The sequence below is a fragment of the Blastococcus sp. MG754426 genome, from assembly GCF_021699055.1.
Lineage (GTDB): Bacteria > Actinomycetota > Actinomycetes > Mycobacteriales > Geodermatophilaceae > Blastococcus.
In genome coordinates this window covers 1-16,148 of the sequence record NZ_SSXC01000050.1, presented here as the reverse complement: position 1 = coordinate 16,148, position 16,148 = coordinate 1, and the positions used below count along the sequence as shown (strand labels likewise).

General features: G+C 75.4%; 12 protein-coding genes. 1 reads left to right on the top strand and 11 read right to left on the bottom strand.

Annotated elements, in window-relative coordinates:
- Window position 1: 1 nt before the first annotated feature.
- The 6 genes from eno to E9549_RS15500 all read right to left on the bottom strand — a co-directional run bounded on the left by eno (window position 2) and on the right by E9549_RS15500 (window position 8,881).
- Window positions 2-1,279, bottom strand: coding sequence for a phosphopyruvate hydratase (eno, locus tag E9549_RS15525; protein WP_236827452.1), 1,278 nt, complete (start codon window positions 1,277-1,279; stop codon window positions 2-4).
- 61 nt (window positions 1,280-1,340) lie between these two features.
- A complete protein-coding gene (locus E9549_RS15520; RefSeq protein ID WP_236827451.1) occupies window positions 1,341-2,576 on the bottom strand; it encodes a mechanosensitive ion channel family protein in 1,236 nt (411 codons plus the stop codon).
- 166 nt (window positions 2,577-2,742) lie between these two features.
- Window positions 2,743-3,675: a MazG family protein gene (locus E9549_RS15515; protein ID WP_236827450.1), complete on the bottom strand. Its 933-nt coding sequence runs from the start codon at window positions 3,673-3,675 to the stop codon at window positions 2,743-2,745.
- Window positions 3,676-3,706: 31 nt separating this feature from the next.
- Window positions 3,707-4,684 (bottom strand): SurA N-terminal domain-containing protein, encoded by a 978-nt coding sequence (locus tag E9549_RS15510; protein ID WP_236827449.1) that lies wholly within the window; start codon window positions 4,682-4,684, stop codon window positions 3,707-3,709.
- A 100-nt stretch (window positions 4,685-4,784) separates the two neighbouring features.
- Window positions 4,785-8,312 (bottom strand): transcription-repair coupling factor, encoded by a 3,528-nt coding sequence (gene mfd, locus E9549_RS15505; RefSeq protein WP_236827448.1) that lies wholly within the window; start codon window positions 8,310-8,312, stop codon window positions 4,785-4,787.
- A gap of 110 nt (window positions 8,313-8,422) precedes the next feature.
- Window positions 8,423-8,881, bottom strand: coding sequence for an adenylyltransferase/cytidyltransferase family protein (locus E9549_RS15500; RefSeq protein ID WP_236827447.1), 459 nt, complete (start codon window positions 8,879-8,881; stop codon window positions 8,423-8,425).
- 338 nt (window positions 8,882-9,219) lie between these two features.
- Between E9549_RS15500 and E9549_RS15495 the strand changes: the two genes are divergently transcribed.
- Window positions 9,220-10,422: a YveK family protein gene (locus tag E9549_RS15495; RefSeq protein ID WP_236827446.1), complete on the top strand. Its 1,203-nt coding sequence runs from the start codon at window positions 9,220-9,222 to the stop codon at window positions 10,420-10,422.
- Between the two features lie 132 nt (window positions 10,423-10,554).
- Here E9549_RS15495 and E9549_RS15490 read toward each other — a convergent pair whose 3' ends face one another.
- The 5 genes from E9549_RS15490 to E9549_RS15465 are packed head-to-tail and all read right to left on the bottom strand — an operon-like array spanning window position 10,555 to window position 15,842.
- Complete coding sequence (locus E9549_RS15490) at window positions 10,555-11,808, bottom strand: O-antigen ligase (RefSeq protein WP_304505784.1); 1,254 nt, start codon at window positions 11,806-11,808, stop codon at window positions 10,555-10,557.
- Window positions 11,805-13,076 (bottom strand): hypothetical protein, encoded by a 1,272-nt coding sequence (locus tag E9549_RS15480; RefSeq protein ID WP_236827445.1) that lies wholly within the window; start codon window positions 13,074-13,076, stop codon window positions 11,805-11,807. Before E9549_RS15480 ends, E9549_RS15490 begins: the two co-directional genes overlap by 4 nt.
- 14 nt (window positions 13,077-13,090) lie before the next feature.
- Window positions 13,091-13,834, bottom strand: coding sequence for a polysaccharide deacetylase family protein (locus tag E9549_RS15475; protein ID WP_236827444.1), 744 nt, complete (start codon window positions 13,832-13,834; stop codon window positions 13,091-13,093).
- Window positions 13,831-15,033 carry a glycosyltransferase gene (locus E9549_RS15470; RefSeq protein WP_236827443.1) on the bottom strand — a complete coding sequence of 401 codons (1,203 nt, stop codon included), beginning with the start codon at window positions 15,031-15,033 and terminating at the stop codon, window positions 13,831-13,833. The genes E9549_RS15475 and E9549_RS15470 overlap by 4 nt, the downstream gene beginning before the upstream one ends.
- On the bottom strand, window positions 15,030-15,842 hold the full coding sequence (locus E9549_RS15465; RefSeq protein ID WP_236827442.1) for a CDP-alcohol phosphatidyltransferase family protein: 813 nt from the start codon (window positions 15,840-15,842) through the stop codon (window positions 15,030-15,032). Before E9549_RS15465 ends, E9549_RS15470 begins: the two co-directional genes overlap by 4 nt.
- Window positions 15,843-16,148 lie beyond the last annotated feature (306 nt).

Below are 16,148 nucleotides of genomic sequence, written 5' to 3'. Positions count from 1 at the left end.
CTCAGCCGTTCAGCCGCGGGAAGGCCTGGGCACCGGCGTAGCGGGCGGCGTCGTCGAGCTCCTCCTCGATGCGCAGCAGCTGGTTGTACTTGGCCACGCGCTCGCTGCGCGCCGGGGCACCGGTCTTGATCTGCCCGCAGTCGGTGGCGACGGCGAGGTCGGCGATCGTGGTGTCCTCGGTCTCGCCCGAGCGGTGGCTCATCATGCAGCGGTAGCCGCTCCGGTGCGCCAGGTTGACCGCGTCGAGGGTCTCGGTGAGCGTGCCGATCTGGTTGACCTTGACCAGCAGCGCGTTGGCCGCGCCGCGCGCGATGCCGTCGGCCAGCCGGGTGGGGTTGGTGACGAACAGGTCGTCGCCGACGAGCTGCACGCGGTCGCCGAGGGCGGCGGTCAGGGCGATCCAGCCGTCCCAGTCCTCCTCGTCGAGCGGGTCCTCGATGGAGACGATCGGGTAGGCGTCGGCCAGGCCGCGGTAGTAGTCGACCAGGTACTCGGCCGAGCGGGTCTGGCCCTCGAAGTCGTAGCCGCCGTCGGTGTGGAACTCGGTGGCGGCGACGTCGAGCGCGAAGGCGATGTCGGTGCCGACGCCGTAGCCGGCCTTCTCGACGGCCTCGGCGATGAGGTCCAGGGCGTCGCGGTTGCTCGGCAGGTCGGGCGCGAAGCCGCCCTCGTCGCCCAGCCCGGTGGAGAGGCCGCGGCCCTTCAGCACCGCCTTGAGCGCGTGGTAGGTCTCGGTGCCCATGGCCAGCGCCTCGGCGAACGTCGCCGCGCCGATGGGGGCGATCATGAACTCCTGCACGTCGACGTTGCTGTCGGCGTGGGCGCCGCCGTTGAGGATGTTCATCATCGGCACCGGCAGCAGGTGCGCCGAGGGGCCGCCGACGTAGCGGAACAGCGGGAGGCCGGTGGAGTCCGCGGCGGCGCGGGCGACGGCGAGGCTGACGCCGAGGATCGCGTTGGCACCCAGGCGGGACTTGTCCGGCGTGCCGTCGAGGTCGAGCAGGCGCTGGTCGACCAGCCGCTGCTCGGTCGCCTCGTAGCCGACCAGCTCGGGGCCGATGACGTCGAGGACGCCGTCGACCGCCTTGGTGACGCCCTTGCCGCCGTAGCGCTCGCCGCCGTCGCGCAGCTCGACCGCCTCGAAGGCGCCGGTGGAGGCGCCGCTGGGCACGGCGGCCCGGGCGATCGTCCCGTCGTCGAGGGCGACCTCGACCTCGACGGTGGGGTTTCCGCGCGAGTCGAGGATCTCCCGCGCGCCTACGGCATCGATGCTCGGCACGGGGGCAGCCTAACCAGCCCGGACGCCCGGTGCGGCGCTCCCCCGGCCGCGTCCGGCCCGATCACGTCGCGGGCTTCTGCTCCGCGGTCCCGGCGTCGGCGGCCGACCGGTCGTGGCGGGCGCGCTCGGCCTGGTCCTCCTCGCTCGGCCCGGTGAACGCCTGCGAGCGGCGGCGCGCCTCCAGGCTGCCGGTGAACAGCCCCTCGTTCGTGGCCGGCGCGCGGTCGGCCGGGCGCGGCGGGCGGGGTGCGGTGCGCGGGTCGGGGGCGGGGCGTGAACCCCGCCGACCCGCGGTCTCGTAGCCGGGCGCCCCCTCGTTGCGGACCCGGGGCAGCGCGTGCGGCGCCTCCCGCTGCAGCCACCCGACCAGCCCTTCGCGGACGGTGCAGCGCAGGTCCCACAGCGTCCCCGCGTCCTGCGCGCTGACCAGGACCCGCACCCGCACGAGCGAGCCGACGGCATCGGTGACCTGCAGCACCTTGACCCGCTCGTCCCAGTTCTCGTCCCCGGCGAGCAGACGGTCGAGCTCCTCGCGCATGCGGTCGAACGGCGTCGTCCAGTCGACGTCGAGCTCGACGGCGCCGAGGACGGCGGACTCCTTGCGGGTCCAGTTCTGGAAGGGGGTGGTGGTGAAGTAGGTCGAGGGCAGCACCAGGCGCCGGTCGTCCCAGAGGTGCACGACGACGTAGGTGAGGGTGATCTCCTCGATCCGCCCCCACTCCTCCTCGACGACGACGACGTCGTCGACCCGGATCGCGTCGGTGAACGCCAGCTGCAGGCCGGCGAAGACGTTGGCCAGCGACGTCTGCGCGGCGAGGCCCGCGACGATGGAGATGACACCGGCGCTGGCCAGGATGCTGGCACCGGCGGCGCGGGCGCCGGGGAAGGTCAGCAGCATCGCGGCGAGGGTGAGCACGGCGACGAGGACGACGGCCAGCCGGCGCAGCAGGGAGATCTGGGTGCGCACGCGGCGGGCGTGCCGGTTGTCCGCGACGTCGACGTCGTAGCGGGCCAGCCAGACGTCGGCCGCGACGAAGACGCCCACGGCGACCAGCCAGCCGATCGTCGCGATCACCGCCAGGGCGAGCACGTGGACGACGACCTCGGTCCAGTCCCCCAGCTCGTCGGCGGCCTCGAGCACCACGGTCAGCGCCACCAGCACGAGCAGCGCGCGCAGCGGCGCGCGGCCGCGGCGGGAGAGGTCGGCGGTCACCGGCGAGCCGCGGCCCACCCGGCGGACGACGACGCCGATCAGGACGCCCAGCAGCCAGGCCGCCAGGGCGGCGCCGAGGAGCACCAGGGCGACCGCCCAGGGCTCCGACGGGATCAGGCCGGAGACGCCCTCGACGGCCTCGTCGGGCCCGACGGGGTCGGTCGCGGGGGCGGAGAGCGTGGCGGGCAGCGGACCGGCTCCTCTCGAGGGATCAGCGCAGGGACCACGCTAGCCAGCCGGGGCGGCCCCGTCAGGCCGAGGTCCCCCTGTCGGGTCGGTCCGCCGCGGCGGCGTCCAGCTCCCCGGCGTAGCGGCGCACCGCCTCCCGCAGCGCGTCCTCCACGTCCCACCCGCGGGCCTCGGCGGCGGCGACGACGGCCAGCAGCCGCTCCCCGAGCGCCTCGGGGCTCGCGTCGGTCAGCTCGGCGGGCTCGGGGGTGGGCAGCCCGGCCCGGCCGGCCCGGCGCACCAGGGCCGCGCCCCACGACGCCGCGGGCTGCGAGCGGGACACCCCCTCGGTGGGCGAGCGGCGCTGCTTCTCCGCCTTCTTGATCTCCTCCCAGCCGGCCTCGACCTGGGCGACATCGCGCGGGCCGGCGTCCCCGAACACGTGCGGGTGGCGCCGGACCAGCTTCTCGACGAGGTCGCCGGCGACGTCGTCGACGTCGAAGCCGCGCGCGCCGCCCTCCTGCGCCACCCGGGCGTGGAAGACGACCTGGAGCAGCACGTCGCCGAGCTCCTCCCGCATGGCCGGGTAGTCGTCGTCGACGATCGCGTCGTAGGCCTCGTGCGCCTCCTCCAGCAGGTAGCCGCGCAGCGAGGCGTGGGTCTGCTCGGCGTCCCACGGGCAGCCGCCGGGCGAGCGGAGCCGGTCCATGACCCGGACGACGTCGAGGAGCCGCGCACCGGGCGGCTCCGGCGCACCCGCCACCGCCGGCACCCGGGGCAGGGCGGCCGCCTCGTCGGGGGATGCCAGGCAGACGACGTCGTCCGCCCGCGCGGTCACGGCGGCCGCGTCGGGCAGCTCCTCGACCGCGACGCCGGCGGCCCGCAGCATCGCCGCCTCCGCCCTGGCGCCGGGCAGCGCGACGACCGCCCGGGGGCCGGTCACCGCCCGCCAGCCGTCGGCCCCCAGCAGCGCGGGGAGCCGGGGGTTGGCGGTGACGACGAGGGCGGCGGGCACCCGCCCAGTCTCCGGGAGCTGGCCCCGGTGGCTACTCGGCGGGGGTGGTCTCGTCGCCGAGGATGTCGACGACGCCGACGCCGGCCGGCAGCAGCCGCCCCTCCTCGTACACGCCGTAGCGCGGGTTGACGGTGATGTCGAGGCCGGCCCGGACCTCCTCGAGCAGCGGCTGGGCCGCCGCCTCCACCTGCTGGCCGGCCTCCTCCACCAGCCGCGGGCGGACCTCCTCGAACGAGGGGTAGGCCGTCCCCGCGCGGAAGGCGACGACGATCCCGCCGGCCTGGGGCACCGGCACCGTGACCGCCGTCCCCGGCGCCGCGTCGGCGAGCGGGGCGGCGAGCGCGCCCGGCAGCTCGTCCGGTGGGCGCCGGTCGAGATCGGGCAGCGTGAACTGACCGGGGAAGCGCGCGGCCACCTCCGGGTAGCTCGCGGGGTCGGCGGCGAGCTCGGCCGCCACCGCGTCGGCCGTGGCCTGGTCGGGCACCGTGATGTAGCCGTACTCGACCTCGCCCAGCGTCTCGCGGACCTCCTCGTACCGGGCGCGGAGCGCGGCCTCGTCCAGCGGCTCCGCACCGCCCTCGTCGGTCGCGATCTCCTGGCGCACCAGCTGCTGGCGCACGCTCTCGCGGATGTCGGCCGGGGCGATGCCCTGCTGGGCGAGCCGGCCGTACACGGCCTCCGGGTCGTCGGCGCCGAGGAGCTCCTCGATCCGGCGGGTCACCTCCGCGTCGGCGACCTGCACGTCGTAGCGCTGCGCCGCGGCGTCGTGCACCTCGGCCTCGACGAGCAGGCCGAGCACCTGGACGGTGAGGTCCTCCTCGCGCCCCTCGACGGCGGCGGCGATCGCGGGGTCCTGGAGCCTGGCGTCGACCTGGGACTGCAGCTCGTCGACGGTGATCTGCTCGTCGCCCACGTAGGCGGCGACGTCCGGGGCCGACCGGCAGCCGCTCAGGATTACAGCAGCCAGTGCGACGGCGGCACCGGTCCGGGCGGCACGGGAAGTCAGCACGTCCGGAGACTCCCACACCGGGTGTGACCAGCGCCGCACGCCTCGCCCGCTCGGCGCGGGCCCCTGCCCCAGGGGCAGCCGGCACGCCGACCCGATCCGGCTACGCAGCCACCGGCTGCACCAGGACGGCGCGCAGCGTCGCGTGCAGGTTCTCCAGCAGTGCGACGTCCCGCAGCGGGGTGCGGCGGTCGGGGCCGACCGGCACCTTGAGCGAGATCATCCGCACGGCCGCCTTGTACGAGGCACCGTCGGCCAGCCGGGCCAGCCGCATCTGCTTGGACTCCGGCAGGTCCACCGGCCCGACCCGGATCGTCCGGCCCTGCAGGGAGACCTCGGTGATGCCCAGCGCCCGCATCGCCACCCGGAACCGGGCGACGGCCAGCAGGTTGAGCACCGGCGCCGGCGGGGCGCCGTACCGGTCGGTGAGCTCGTCGAGCACCGCCTGCGCCTGCTCCTCGTCCTGGATGGAGGCGACCTTGCGGTAGGCCTCCATGCGCAGCCGCTCGCCGGGCACGTAGTCGTGCGGCAGGTGCGCGTCCACCGGCAGGTCGACCCGCACCTCCACGGGCTCGGCGGGCGCCTCCTCGCCGGTCACCTGCGCCCGGTAGTCGGCCACCGCCTCGCCGACCAGCCGCACGTACAGGTCGAAGCCGACGCCGGCGATGTGCCCGGACTGCTCGCCGCCGAGCAGGTTGCCCGAGCCGCGGATCTCCAGGTCCTTCATCGCCACCGCCATGCCGGCGCCGAGGTCGGTGTTGTTGGCGATGGTGGTCAGCCGGTCCACCGAGGTCTCGGTGAGCGTGCGCGTCGGGTCGTAGGTGAAGTAGGCGTAGGCCCGCTCCCGGCCACGGCCGACCCGGCCGCGGATCTGGTGCAGCTGGGAGAGGCCGAAGGTGTCGGCGCGGTCGACGATCAGGGTGTTGGCGTTCGGGATGTCCAGGCCCGACTCGACGATCGTCGTCGCGACCAGGACGTCGTACTCCTTCTCCCAGAAGCCGACCATGATCCGCTCGAGCTCGTGCTCCTTCATCTGGCCGTGCCCGACGGCGATGCGGGCCTCGGGCACCAGGTGGCGGATCTTCGCCGCGGCCTTGTCGATCGACTGCACCCGGTTGTGGATGACGAAGACCTGCCCGTCGCGCAGCAGCTCCCGGCGGATGGCGGCGGCCATCTGCTTGTCGTTCCACGCGCCCACGTAGGTGAGGACCGGGTGCCGCTCCTCGGGCGGGGTGAGGATCGTCGACATCTCGCGGATGCCGGTGAGGCTCATCTCCAGGGTGCGCGGGATCGGGGTGGCCGACATCGACAGGACGTCGACCGCCGTCCGCATGGTCTTCAGGTACTCCTTGTGCTCGACGCCGAAGCGCTGCTCCTCGTCGACGATGACCAGGCCGAGGTCCTTCCACCGGGTCGTCGGCTGCAGCAGCCGGTGGGTGCCGACCAGGATGTCGATCTCGCCGGCGGCGAGCTGCCGGAGGATCTCGGTGGTCTCCCGGTCGGACTGGAACCGGGAGAGCACCTTCACGGTCACCGGGAACTGGGCGACCCGCTCGGAGAACGTCTTGAAGTGCTGGTTGGCCAGCAGCGTCGTCGGCACCAGGACGGCGACCTGCTTGCCGTCCTGCACCGCCTTGAACGCGGCCCGGATCGCGATCTCGGTCTTCCCGTAGCCGACGTCGCCGCAGATGATCCGGTCCATCGGCACCGTCTGCTGCATGTCGGCCTTGACCTCGTCGATCGCGGCCAGCTGGTCGGGCGTCTCCTGGAACGGGAACGCGTCCTCTAGCTCGCGCTGCCAGACGGTGTCCGGGCCGAACGCGTGGCCCTGGGTGGCCATCCGGGCGGAGTACAGCCGGATCAGCTCGCCGGCGATCTGCTTGACCGCCTTGCGGGCCTGGCTCTTGGTCTTCTGCCAGTCGGCGCCGCCGAGCTTCGACAGCGCCGGCGACTCCCCGCCGACGTACCGGGTGAGCTGGTCGAGGGCGTCGGTGGGCACGAACAGCCGGTCCGGCGGCTGGTTCCGCCGCGACGGCGCGTACTCGACGATCAGGTAGTCGCGCTGCCCGCCGTTGACGGTGCGGCTGATCATCTCGATGTAGCGGCCCACGCCGTGCTGCTCGTGGACGACGAGGTCGCCGGGCTGGAGCTGCACCAGGTCGACGGCGTTGCGCCGGCGGGCGGGCATCTTCACCGCGTCGCGCATCGTCGTGCCGCGCTGGCCGGTCAGGTCGTGCTCCGTGACCAGCGCCAGCCCGACGCCCGGGAACGCGAACCCCGCCTCGAGGTTGCCCTGGGTGACGTGGGTCAGCCCGGCGTCGGGGGCGGTGGCGAGGTCGGGCACCAGCCGGACGCCGAGCTCTGCCTCGGTGAGCTGGTCGGCGGCCCGCTGCGCGGGGCCCGGCCCGGCGAAGGTGACGACGACCCGCCACCCGTCGCGGTGCCAGCCGCGCATCCGCTCGACGGCGGCACCCTGGTCACCGTGGAACCGCTCGACCGGCGTCGCGTCGAGGGTCACCTGGCGCTCGTCGTCCTCCGCCTGCAGCGTGAACGCCCCGGTGGTCCACCACGGCAGCCCGCGGGTGCGGGTCGCGGCCTCGACGTCGGCGAGGTCGCGGAACGACGACGCGCCGAGGTCCAGCGGCGCCTCCCCCGCCTCCGCGGCGGTCGCCCACGAGGCGGCGAGGAACTCCTCGGCGGTGCGCACCAGGTCCGCGGCGCGGCTGCGCACCCGCTCGGGGTCGCAGACGAGCACGTGGGTGCCGGCCGGCAGCAGCTCGGTGAGCAGCTGCAGCTGCCCGGGCACGAGCACCGGGGTCAGCGACTCCATGCCCTCGACCGCGATGCCCTCGGCCAGCTTGCCCAGGATCTCCAGCAGGCCGGGGTGCTCGACCGCGAGCGCCGCGGCGCGGGCCCGGACCTCCTCGGTGAGCAGCAGCTCGCGGCACGGCGGGGCCCACAGCCGCTCGGGCCGTTCGTCCAGCGAGCGCTGGTCGGCGGCGGAGAAGTAGCGCAGCTCGTCGACCTCGTCGCCCCAGAACTCCACCCGCACCGGGTGCGGCTCGGTGGGCGGGAAGACGTCGAGCAGCCCACCGCGGACGGCGAACTCGCCGCGCTTCTCGACCAGCTCGACGCGGGTGTAGGCGGCGTCGGAGAGCGCCTGGGCGATGCCGTCCAGCTCGGCGGAGTCGCCGGGCCTCAGCTCGACGGGCACCAGGTCGCCCAGCCCGGGCGCCAGCGGCTGCAGCACGCTCCGGACCGGGGCGACCAGGACGTCGACCGCGCCGTTCTGCCCCGGGTGGGTGAGGTCGCGCAGGACCGCCAACCGCCGGCCGACGGTGTCCGCCCGCGGGCTGAGCCGCTCGTGCGGCAGCGTCTCCCAGGCGGGGAAGACCTCGACCCGCCGGTCGGGCAGGAAGCAGCGGAGCAGGTCGGCGGTGGCGTCGGCGTCCCGCTCGCCGGCCGTGACCACCAGCACGGGGACGCCCCCGCCGCGGGCGAGGGCGGCGGCCACGAGGGGCTGCACGGGCGGCGGTGCGGTGACCGCGAGCTCGGCGTTCCCGGCGGCGGCCACGACGCGGGCCATGCCGGGGTCGGTGAGGACGACGTCGAGCACGCCGCGAAGGGTCACGCTGTTCTCTCTCCTGGGATGGGGGCCGCACCGCTGCCGCCCAGTGCGGGGCGGGGCCGGGTCCCAGGTTAATCGGCAGGGCCGAGCGCCGCTCCCGCTCGGATCTCGGATCAGGAGGTGCGAACGCGGGCGGCGCGGCCCGCCGGCTCCTGCGCGTCGATGGCGGCCAGCGCCTTGCGCAGCAGCGTGCTCGAGGTGTGCATGGTGTACGGGAAGTAGTGCACCCGGACGCCGACCTCGGCGAAGTCGCGCTCGAGCTTCTCGCCTCTCGGCGTGCCCCTCCAGTCATCGCCCTTGAAGAGGACGTCGAACCCGACCTCGCGCCAGGTGTCGATCTTGTCGGGGACGACCTCGGCGTGCACGGCGTCGACGAACCGCAGGCTGCTCACGATCTCCATGCGTTCGGCCAGAGGGACGACGGGGGCGCGCCCCTTCGTCCGCAGCAGCATCTCGTCGGACACGACGCCCGCGATCAGCCGGTCGCAGTGGTCGGCGGCGTGCCTGAGGATGTTCAGGTGCCCGATGTGGAACAGGTCGTAGGCACCCGGCGCGTAGCCGATGACCGTCATGGGACCCCCCGATCCTCCCGTGGCGCCGCGCCCCCCGGACGGGAACGCGCGCCTGGTCACGCTCGGTGATGCGCGCGCGACTTGCGCCGCTCGACCTCAGCGATCTCGGGAAAGCTAGCCGGGCTCGATCACGCTTGGTGAGGACAGCGACGATCTTCACCCCTTCGGGGGCAGGCTCGGCAGGGACGGTTCAGGTCCCCACCCGGATGGGTGACGGGCCCTCCGCGGCGGGCTCCGGCGCCCCGGGCCGCGGATATCTTCGGCACTCCGACTGGGGGACGCGCCCCGCGGGCGCCCCGCCAGCGCTCGCCCGGACGCGCGGGCAGGCAGGGGATGACATGGAACTGCGGGACTACCTCGCCGCGCTGCGGCGCCACTGGGTGATCTGGGTCGGGCTGACGCTCGCCGGCGCGCTGGCCGGGCTCCTGGCCTTCGCCTTCACCCCGAAGGCCTACGCCGCGAGCTCCACGGTCTTCACCTCCGTCTCCCCCTCGATCCCGAACAGCGCCTCGTTCGTGCAGCAGCGGGTGAAGAGCTACCCCGACATCGTGACCAGCGAGGCCGTGCTCGCCCCCGTCCGCGAGGAGCTCGACCTGGACGTGCCGCTGGCCGACCTGCGCGCCCGGGTGACGGCGACGAACCCGGCGGACACCACGCAGCTGCACGTCACCGTCACCGGACCTGACGCATCGGAGGCGTCAGCGATCGCCAACGCCGTCGCCACGCGGTTCGCCGACGTCGTGGAGACGCTGGAGACCCCGTCGTCGGGGGACGAGCCGGTGCACCTGACCGTCGTCGACCCCGCCGTGGCCCCGACCTCCCCGGTGTCCCCCGTGCTGCTCCACCTCCTGGCGCTCGGCCTCGTCGCCGGGCTGTTCCTCGGCCTGGCCGCCGCGGTCGTGCGGAGCCGGGCGGACACGACGCTGCACACCGAGGACGACCTGCGCCGGGCTTGGGGGGAGGACGACGGCACCACGGAGTTCCTCGCCCAACCCTCCGGTCGCGCCCGGCGCAGCGCCTTGACCGGGCAGGCGGCCGGCACCCTCGCCCGGCGGCTGGAGCTGCGCGCCGAGCAGCGCGTGGTGCGGGTCGCGGTGCTCTCACCCGCGCCGTCGCAGGAGCACATCACCCACGCCTTCGCCGCACAGGTGGCCGACGTGCTGGGGAGCCGCGGCCTGAGCGCCACCGTGAGCGAGTCCGTACTCGGCACGGGCGGCGACGGGGGGGCGCGAATCCGCCTGGACGTCGCCGACCCCCTGGCCCCGCTGCGCGTCTGGAAGCACGTGGCCGAGCGCCACGACGGGGTGGTCCTGGTCGTGGCGGCCGGACGGGTCGACGAGCAGGAGCTCCGCGAGGTGCGCACCGTGCTGGCCTCCGCCGGCATCGCACCGCTGGTGATCGCTCTCCTGCCCCGCGGGCAGGGCCGCCCGGCTGCCGACCACCCGGATGAGTCCGGCGCGGCACCGGTTCCGACGCCCAGGCCGGACCCCGTCGCCGCGTCCGGCAGGCAGACGGCGCTGAACGGCTCCCGGCGCGGCTGAACGCCGGGACTGCTGCCCCGACCGGCCCGCCCACGTCCGGGTTCACCCGACCTGCGGTCGGGTGGGCTGCGCCGTCCCGGCCCCTGGCGAGCGGCCGGACCGGACCGCTCCCCGGGTCCCGCACCCTCCCCGTCAGCCGGTGAGCGCGACCGTCCTCGGACCACCGCCGAGCACCACCGGCTCGGCGCCGCGCTCCTCCACCTCTCCGGTGAGGCGACGTCGGGAGCCGCCTTCGGCCAGCAAGGAGACGGCGAGGAAGGCGAGGAACTCCGGTGTCGCGTCGAACAGCCCGCTCTCCAGCACGCTCCGGCCGATGACGAAGACCAGCAGCCCGAGGAACAGCGCGCGGTGCGAGCGCGGTGCCCGGAGCACCCCTCGCACCGTCCAGAGCACCCACGTTCCCGCCACGAGGAGGCCGACCAGGCCGGTCTGCACCAGCAGGGAGACCCAGCTGCTGTCCAGCGGCTGCTCGGTCCAGTACTGACCCTTGACCGGGATGATCTTGACCGACAGCCCCCCTCCGAACGCGAGCTGCCAGGCGTCATCGGCCCAGGTCGTGGCGGCGTCCCAGGCGATGAAGCGGGATTGCACCGTGCTGGTGCCGGCGCCGTCCCGCTCGAGGAACGCACCGAGCACGTCGGTCAGGAACACCGCGAAGGTGGCTGCGGCCGCCGCCAGCAGCGCGCCGACCACCAGCCCGACGCGGGCCCGGCGGAGGTGCAGCGCCATGACGAGCAGCGCCGGGACCAGCATGAGCAGGGCCGTGCGGGACCCGGTGGCCCAGACGGCACCGAGCGCCACGGCGGCCACCGCGCCGGATCGGGCCCCGCCGCCGCCCACCGCGATCCGCCACCCGGCGTGCAGCACGACGACGCAGGCGAGCAGCGCCAACGTGTTGGGGTCGACCTCCGGCACACCCCCCGCGAGCCGGCCGCTGGAGAGCGTGGGCAGCCCGGTGACGGCCGCCAGCCCGCCGACCACCGCGCAGGCGTGCGCAAGGGCGGTGAAGAACTGCGTCGCCGTCCAGCAGCGCAGCAGGAGCACGACCGTGAGGGCCAGGATCATCGCCCGGGCGGCGACGACGGCGCCAGCGACCAGCGGACCGTGGGTCAGGGCGCCGAGCACCGAGGCGGTGAGGAGCAGGCCCAGCGCCCACAGCGTCCCGGTGCCCACCCTCAGCTGCGGACGCCGGGCACAGGACCACGCAACGAGCAGCGCCACCACGCTGAGCACGGCCTTCGCGGCGACGACCGGGTCGACCGAGCCCGCGAAGTAGGTGCCGCGCCGCCAGCCCACCGTGGTGAGCACGAGCAGCAGCAGGCAGACCTGGAGCCGCGCCGGGACGCCGCCGATGCGCCGACCAGGGGGCCGCGTGCCGGGGGTCATGCCGGAACCTCCAGCCCCGCCGGAGGGCGCGCCGTGGGGTCCGCCAGGCGCAGGACCACCGACTGACGCACGGCGACGGCCGCGACCACGGGACCGACGGCCAGTGCCGCCGGGGACCACGCCGCCTGACCCGGCGCCAGCACCACCAGCGCCGCCACGGCGGCCAGCGACCCGACCTCCAGGGAGCGCAGGGTGAGGACCCGGCGCTGCCGGCCGTGGACGGAGGCGAGGGAGGCGTAGGGCAGCAGGATCGCTCCGGCGACGGCGTAGAGGGTCCAGCCGATGACGCCCACGACCGGCACCTCGTAACCGCCGCCGGTCAGCAGGGGGCCCAGCCAGGGCAGCGCCAGCAGACCTGCGGCACCGATCGCCGCGATGCCCCCCACCAGAGCCAGAGCGGCACGGTCGGCCACCCGCAAGCTGTCAGGGACGGGCCGAGCGCGGAGCGCGGCGAAGTGCGGGAGCAGGAAGGACCCGATACCCGCGACCAGGGTCAGCATCGGGGCGGTGTAGACGCGCGCGGCCTCCACCGGTCCGTACGCGGCCGCACCGACGGCTGCGACGACGACCACCCGCAGCAGGGTCAGGGAACCGGGCCGGATCATCTGCGCGGCGGCGCGCCAGACGCCGAAGTCGGCCACGCGCCGCAGGGCGGGACGACGCCAGGGCCCGGACGGCCGCTCCGCGGTGGGGAGCAGCGCCCACGCGAGGACCGCGGCCGCGACCTGCCCTGCCAGCAGGGCGACGACGAACGAGCCGAGCGTCACCGGACCGGTCAGGCCGCACAGCGCCAGCGCTGCGAGCGCGCCGACCAGGCTGGTGCCGTCCACGGCCGGCAGCGCGGCGTACCGGCCGGTGGCCATCAGCAGCCTGCGCAACGTGTCCTCGACGACGAACGCGGCGCACGCGGGCGCCAGCAGCAGCCCCGCCCACAGCGGGATGACGTCGGTGACGAGCGCGGCGACCGCCCCCGCCAGGCCGGCGGCGGCGGACACGAGGGCGGTCCAGACGTGCAGGCCGGCGCGCACCCCGCGGTCGTGCCGGTCCAGCACCGTCAGCGAGTCCCCCACCATCCCGCTGCACACCGCGGTCACGAGCACCAGCCCGCCGAAGACCAGGGAGAACACAGCCAGCCCGCCGGCACCGAGCAACCGGGCGGCGGCGACCTGCAGCGCCAGGCCGGCCAGCGCCATCGTCGCCTGGCCGACGACGGCGGCGGTCGCCCGCCGGCGCAGCAAGCCGGTCAGGGACGGGAGCACGGAGCGCATGGCCGGTCCGCCGGTCAGCGCCCGGAGGCGGCGGGCAGGGGGCGGCGGATGCGGACGGCGTGCCGGGCCAGCCGCGCCACGACGTGGGCACCGGTGTCGCGGGGGCTCACGTAGCAGCGCGGGAGGGTGTACCGGTCGCCCGGCACGTAGTCGCCGGTGACGCAGGCGTTGCCGTACCCGGCCGCGCGCACGGCGTCGGCGGCCGCGGCGTCGTACGAGCCGTAGGGGTAGCAGAACCCCGGCACCTCGGCCTGAAGGACGTCCTCCAGCAGCCGCCGGCTGTCGACCACCTCGGCGGCGAGCGTGACCGGGTCGGCACCGGCGAGGCGGGCGTGGCTCATGGTGTGGCTCCCCACCTCGTGCCCGGCGGCGGCGACCGCGCGGACCTGGTCGGCGGTCATGATCGGGAACTGCGGGCCCGTGTCCCATGAGTTCGTGGCACCCATGTGACCGGCGACCACGTAGACGGTGGCGGTCATGCCGTGCCGTGCGAGGACCGGGACGGCGGTGGTGAGGAAGTCCGAGAACCCGTCGTCGAAGGTCAGGCCGACCAGTCCTGCCGCCTGCCCGCGGTCGACGGCGTCCAGCAGCTCGGTCTGCGAGACGCCCCGCAGGCCCAGCCGGCGCAGCAGCCGCAGGTGCCGGTCGAGCCGGTCGGGGTGCACGCGGACGCGGTGCGGGTCGGGCGCGGCCGAGGCGCTTATCGAGTGGTACATCAGCACGGCCGGTGCGGAGACCCGGCTGACGACGGCGCTCATGCCACGGCTCCCGATCCGGTGGCCGGCTCGGCCGGCGTGGGCAGCTCCCGGGGCGCCGGGACGGGCGCGCCGAGCGCGGCGACGGCGGCGGCCAGCTCGGCGGCGTACCGCTCGGGCGATGAGCGCCGCCGGGCCACGGCGGCGTCGGCGAGGGCGGCCTCGCGGAAGCGGGGCCAGTCGGTGGTCACGCGGGCGATCGCGTCGGCCCAGGCGCCGGCGTCCCCGGCGGGGACCGCCTGGGCGCTGCCGTAGCCGGCCGCGGCCTCGCGCAGACCGCTGTGGTCGCTGACCACCAGGGGCCGGGCGGCGAGGACCGCCTCCACCGCGGTGTTGCCGAAGGACTCGTCACCGACCGCGGGCACGAGCACCACGTCGGCGCCGGCCAGGTCGGGCCAGACGTCGGCGTGGAAGCCGAGGAACTCGACCCGATCGCCGAGCCCGGCGTCGGCCACGCTCTCGCGCAGCTCGTCGGAGAACCACTCGTAGCCCGGGAATACGTCGCCGACGACGGTGAGGCGGGCGTCGACGCCGCGGCGGGTCAGCTCCGCCAGCGCGGCGACCGCCACCTGCGGACCCTTGCGGGGGTTGAGCCGGCCGACGAACAGCAGCCGCAGCGGACCGTCGAGCCGCGGCCGCGCCGCGACGACCTCGGCGGGGCCGCGCACCGCGTTGCGGACGACGGAGGCGCGTCGGCGCAGCCGCGGCGCCACCTCGGTGAGGACGTCGAGGGTGAAGCGGCTGTTGGCCACCACGCGGTCGGCCAGGACCGGGCAGATCGCCAACCCCCGGCGCAGCAGGCGTGGGGCCGACTGCTCGGCCTCGTGCACGTGGCAGAGGGAACGCCGGCCGCACAGCCGCGCGAGCAGCGGCCAGGACGGCAGGGTGAGGGTGCTGACGTAGACGCCGGCACCGCCGTGCCGGCGCAGCAGCCGCAGGGCGGGCACCAGGCCGCGGACGGCATCGGCGAGCAACCGGGCGGCGCCGCGCAGCCGCAGGGCGGAGTTGCGGAGAACCGGCATGGGGCAGGTCTCGACACGTATCCCGCGGGCCTCGAGCTCATCGGTCAGCGGGCCGGGACCGGGCAGGGCGACGGTGACCGTGAAGCGGTCGGCCAGCGCGACCGCCGACTCCAGCAGCATGCGGTCGGCGCCGTAGAGCTCCGCCCCGGGGTGCACGACCAGCAGGGGTGGACGGGTCATCGCGGCAGCCGGCCCATCTCGCGGTACCACTTGACCGATGCGAGGGCGAGGAAGCCCCCGGCCGCGAGAAAGAGGGCGGTGTAGACCGGGACGAACAGCCAGGTCCAGCCATAGAGCACGAACATGCAGGCCAGCAGGCCGTAGTCGGTCGGCAGGGTGAGCACCGAGCGGCCGATTCCGGCAGGCCGCGAGCTCGGCGCGGCCCGCGTGGGCGCCCCGTGCTGGGCCCGCAGCGCCTCGTTGAGCATCGTGCCGAAGTAGGTCACCGCGTCGACGACGCAGTAGCCCAGCGGCACGAGCAGCAGGGCGCCGTCGACGTCGGTGAAGCGGTGCAGACCGATGAGGACGGCCAGGTGCAGGCTCGAGGCCTTGGCGGCGTCCACCATGTGGTCGAGCCACTCCCCCGCCGGCGACCCGCCTCCCCGCAGCCGCGCGAGCTGGCCGTCGGCGGCGTCCAGGGCGTAGCCGACCACGAGACAGGCGGCCACGGCCAGCCCCGTGGGCACCGACGGCGGTACCAGGGCGAGCAGCGCGATCCCGGTGGCGGTGGCGGTGGCGCTCAGCGCGGTCACGGCGTTGGGCGTGAGCCCCGCGTGGAAGGCGAGCGCAGCGAGGACGCGGCCGGCGGGTCGGTTGACGAAGCGTGAGTACAGCGGGGCCCCGGCCGCCCCCTTCTGGGCAGTGGACAGCCGCCGGAGCGTGGCGCGCAGGCCGGGGGGTGCGGCGTCCGACGGGCTCGGCCCGGGAGCGGGGGTCGACCCCGGCCGCGTCCCCCCGACCTCGGCGAGGGCGTTCCCCGAGCCGTCCACTGCCGCCTCCTGTGCTTGCCGGACCGGTCCGACGGCACGGGGCCGCGCGGCCGCACGGTCGCTGGTCGTCGCTCCGACCAGCATCTACGCGCCGGGACGGCACGGGGAGGGCTGGCCGGACGCCCTCACCCCCACGGGTCACCCGGTCGGACGTCGCCCGGGGGGGATGAGAGCAGTGCCCTCCTCCCCCCGGGGGTCACTCCGCGACGGTGACCTGCAGGTCGTCGAACCGGACGGCGACCGGGCTGCTCGAGCTGCCCGACAGGTAGGCCGCCAGGCCCACCGAGCCCGGCGCCTGCAGGGCCG

Coding starts and splice junctions, on each gene's coding strand:
- E9549_RS15490 (WP_304505784.1), bottom strand. CDS start 11,808: ATGACCCCCGGCACGCGGCCCCCTGGTCGGCGCATCGGCGGCGTCCCG.
- E9549_RS15500 (WP_236827447.1), bottom strand. CDS start 8,881: ATGACGGTCATCGGCTACGCGCCGGGTGCCTACGACCTGTTCCACATC.
- E9549_RS15470 (WP_236827443.1), bottom strand. CDS start 15,033: ATGACCCGTCCACCCCTGCTGGTCGTGCACCCCGGGGCGGAGCTCTAC.
- E9549_RS15480 (WP_236827445.1), bottom strand. CDS start 13,076: ATGCGCTCCGTGCTCCCGTCCCTGACCGGCTTGCTGCGCCGGCGGGCG.
- E9549_RS15475 (WP_236827444.1), bottom strand. CDS start 13,834: ATGAGCGCCGTCGTCAGCCGGGTCTCCGCACCGGCCGTGCTGATGTAC.
- E9549_RS15495 (WP_236827446.1), top strand. CDS start 9,220: ATGGAACTGCGGGACTACCTCGCCGCGCTGCGGCGCCACTGGGTGATC.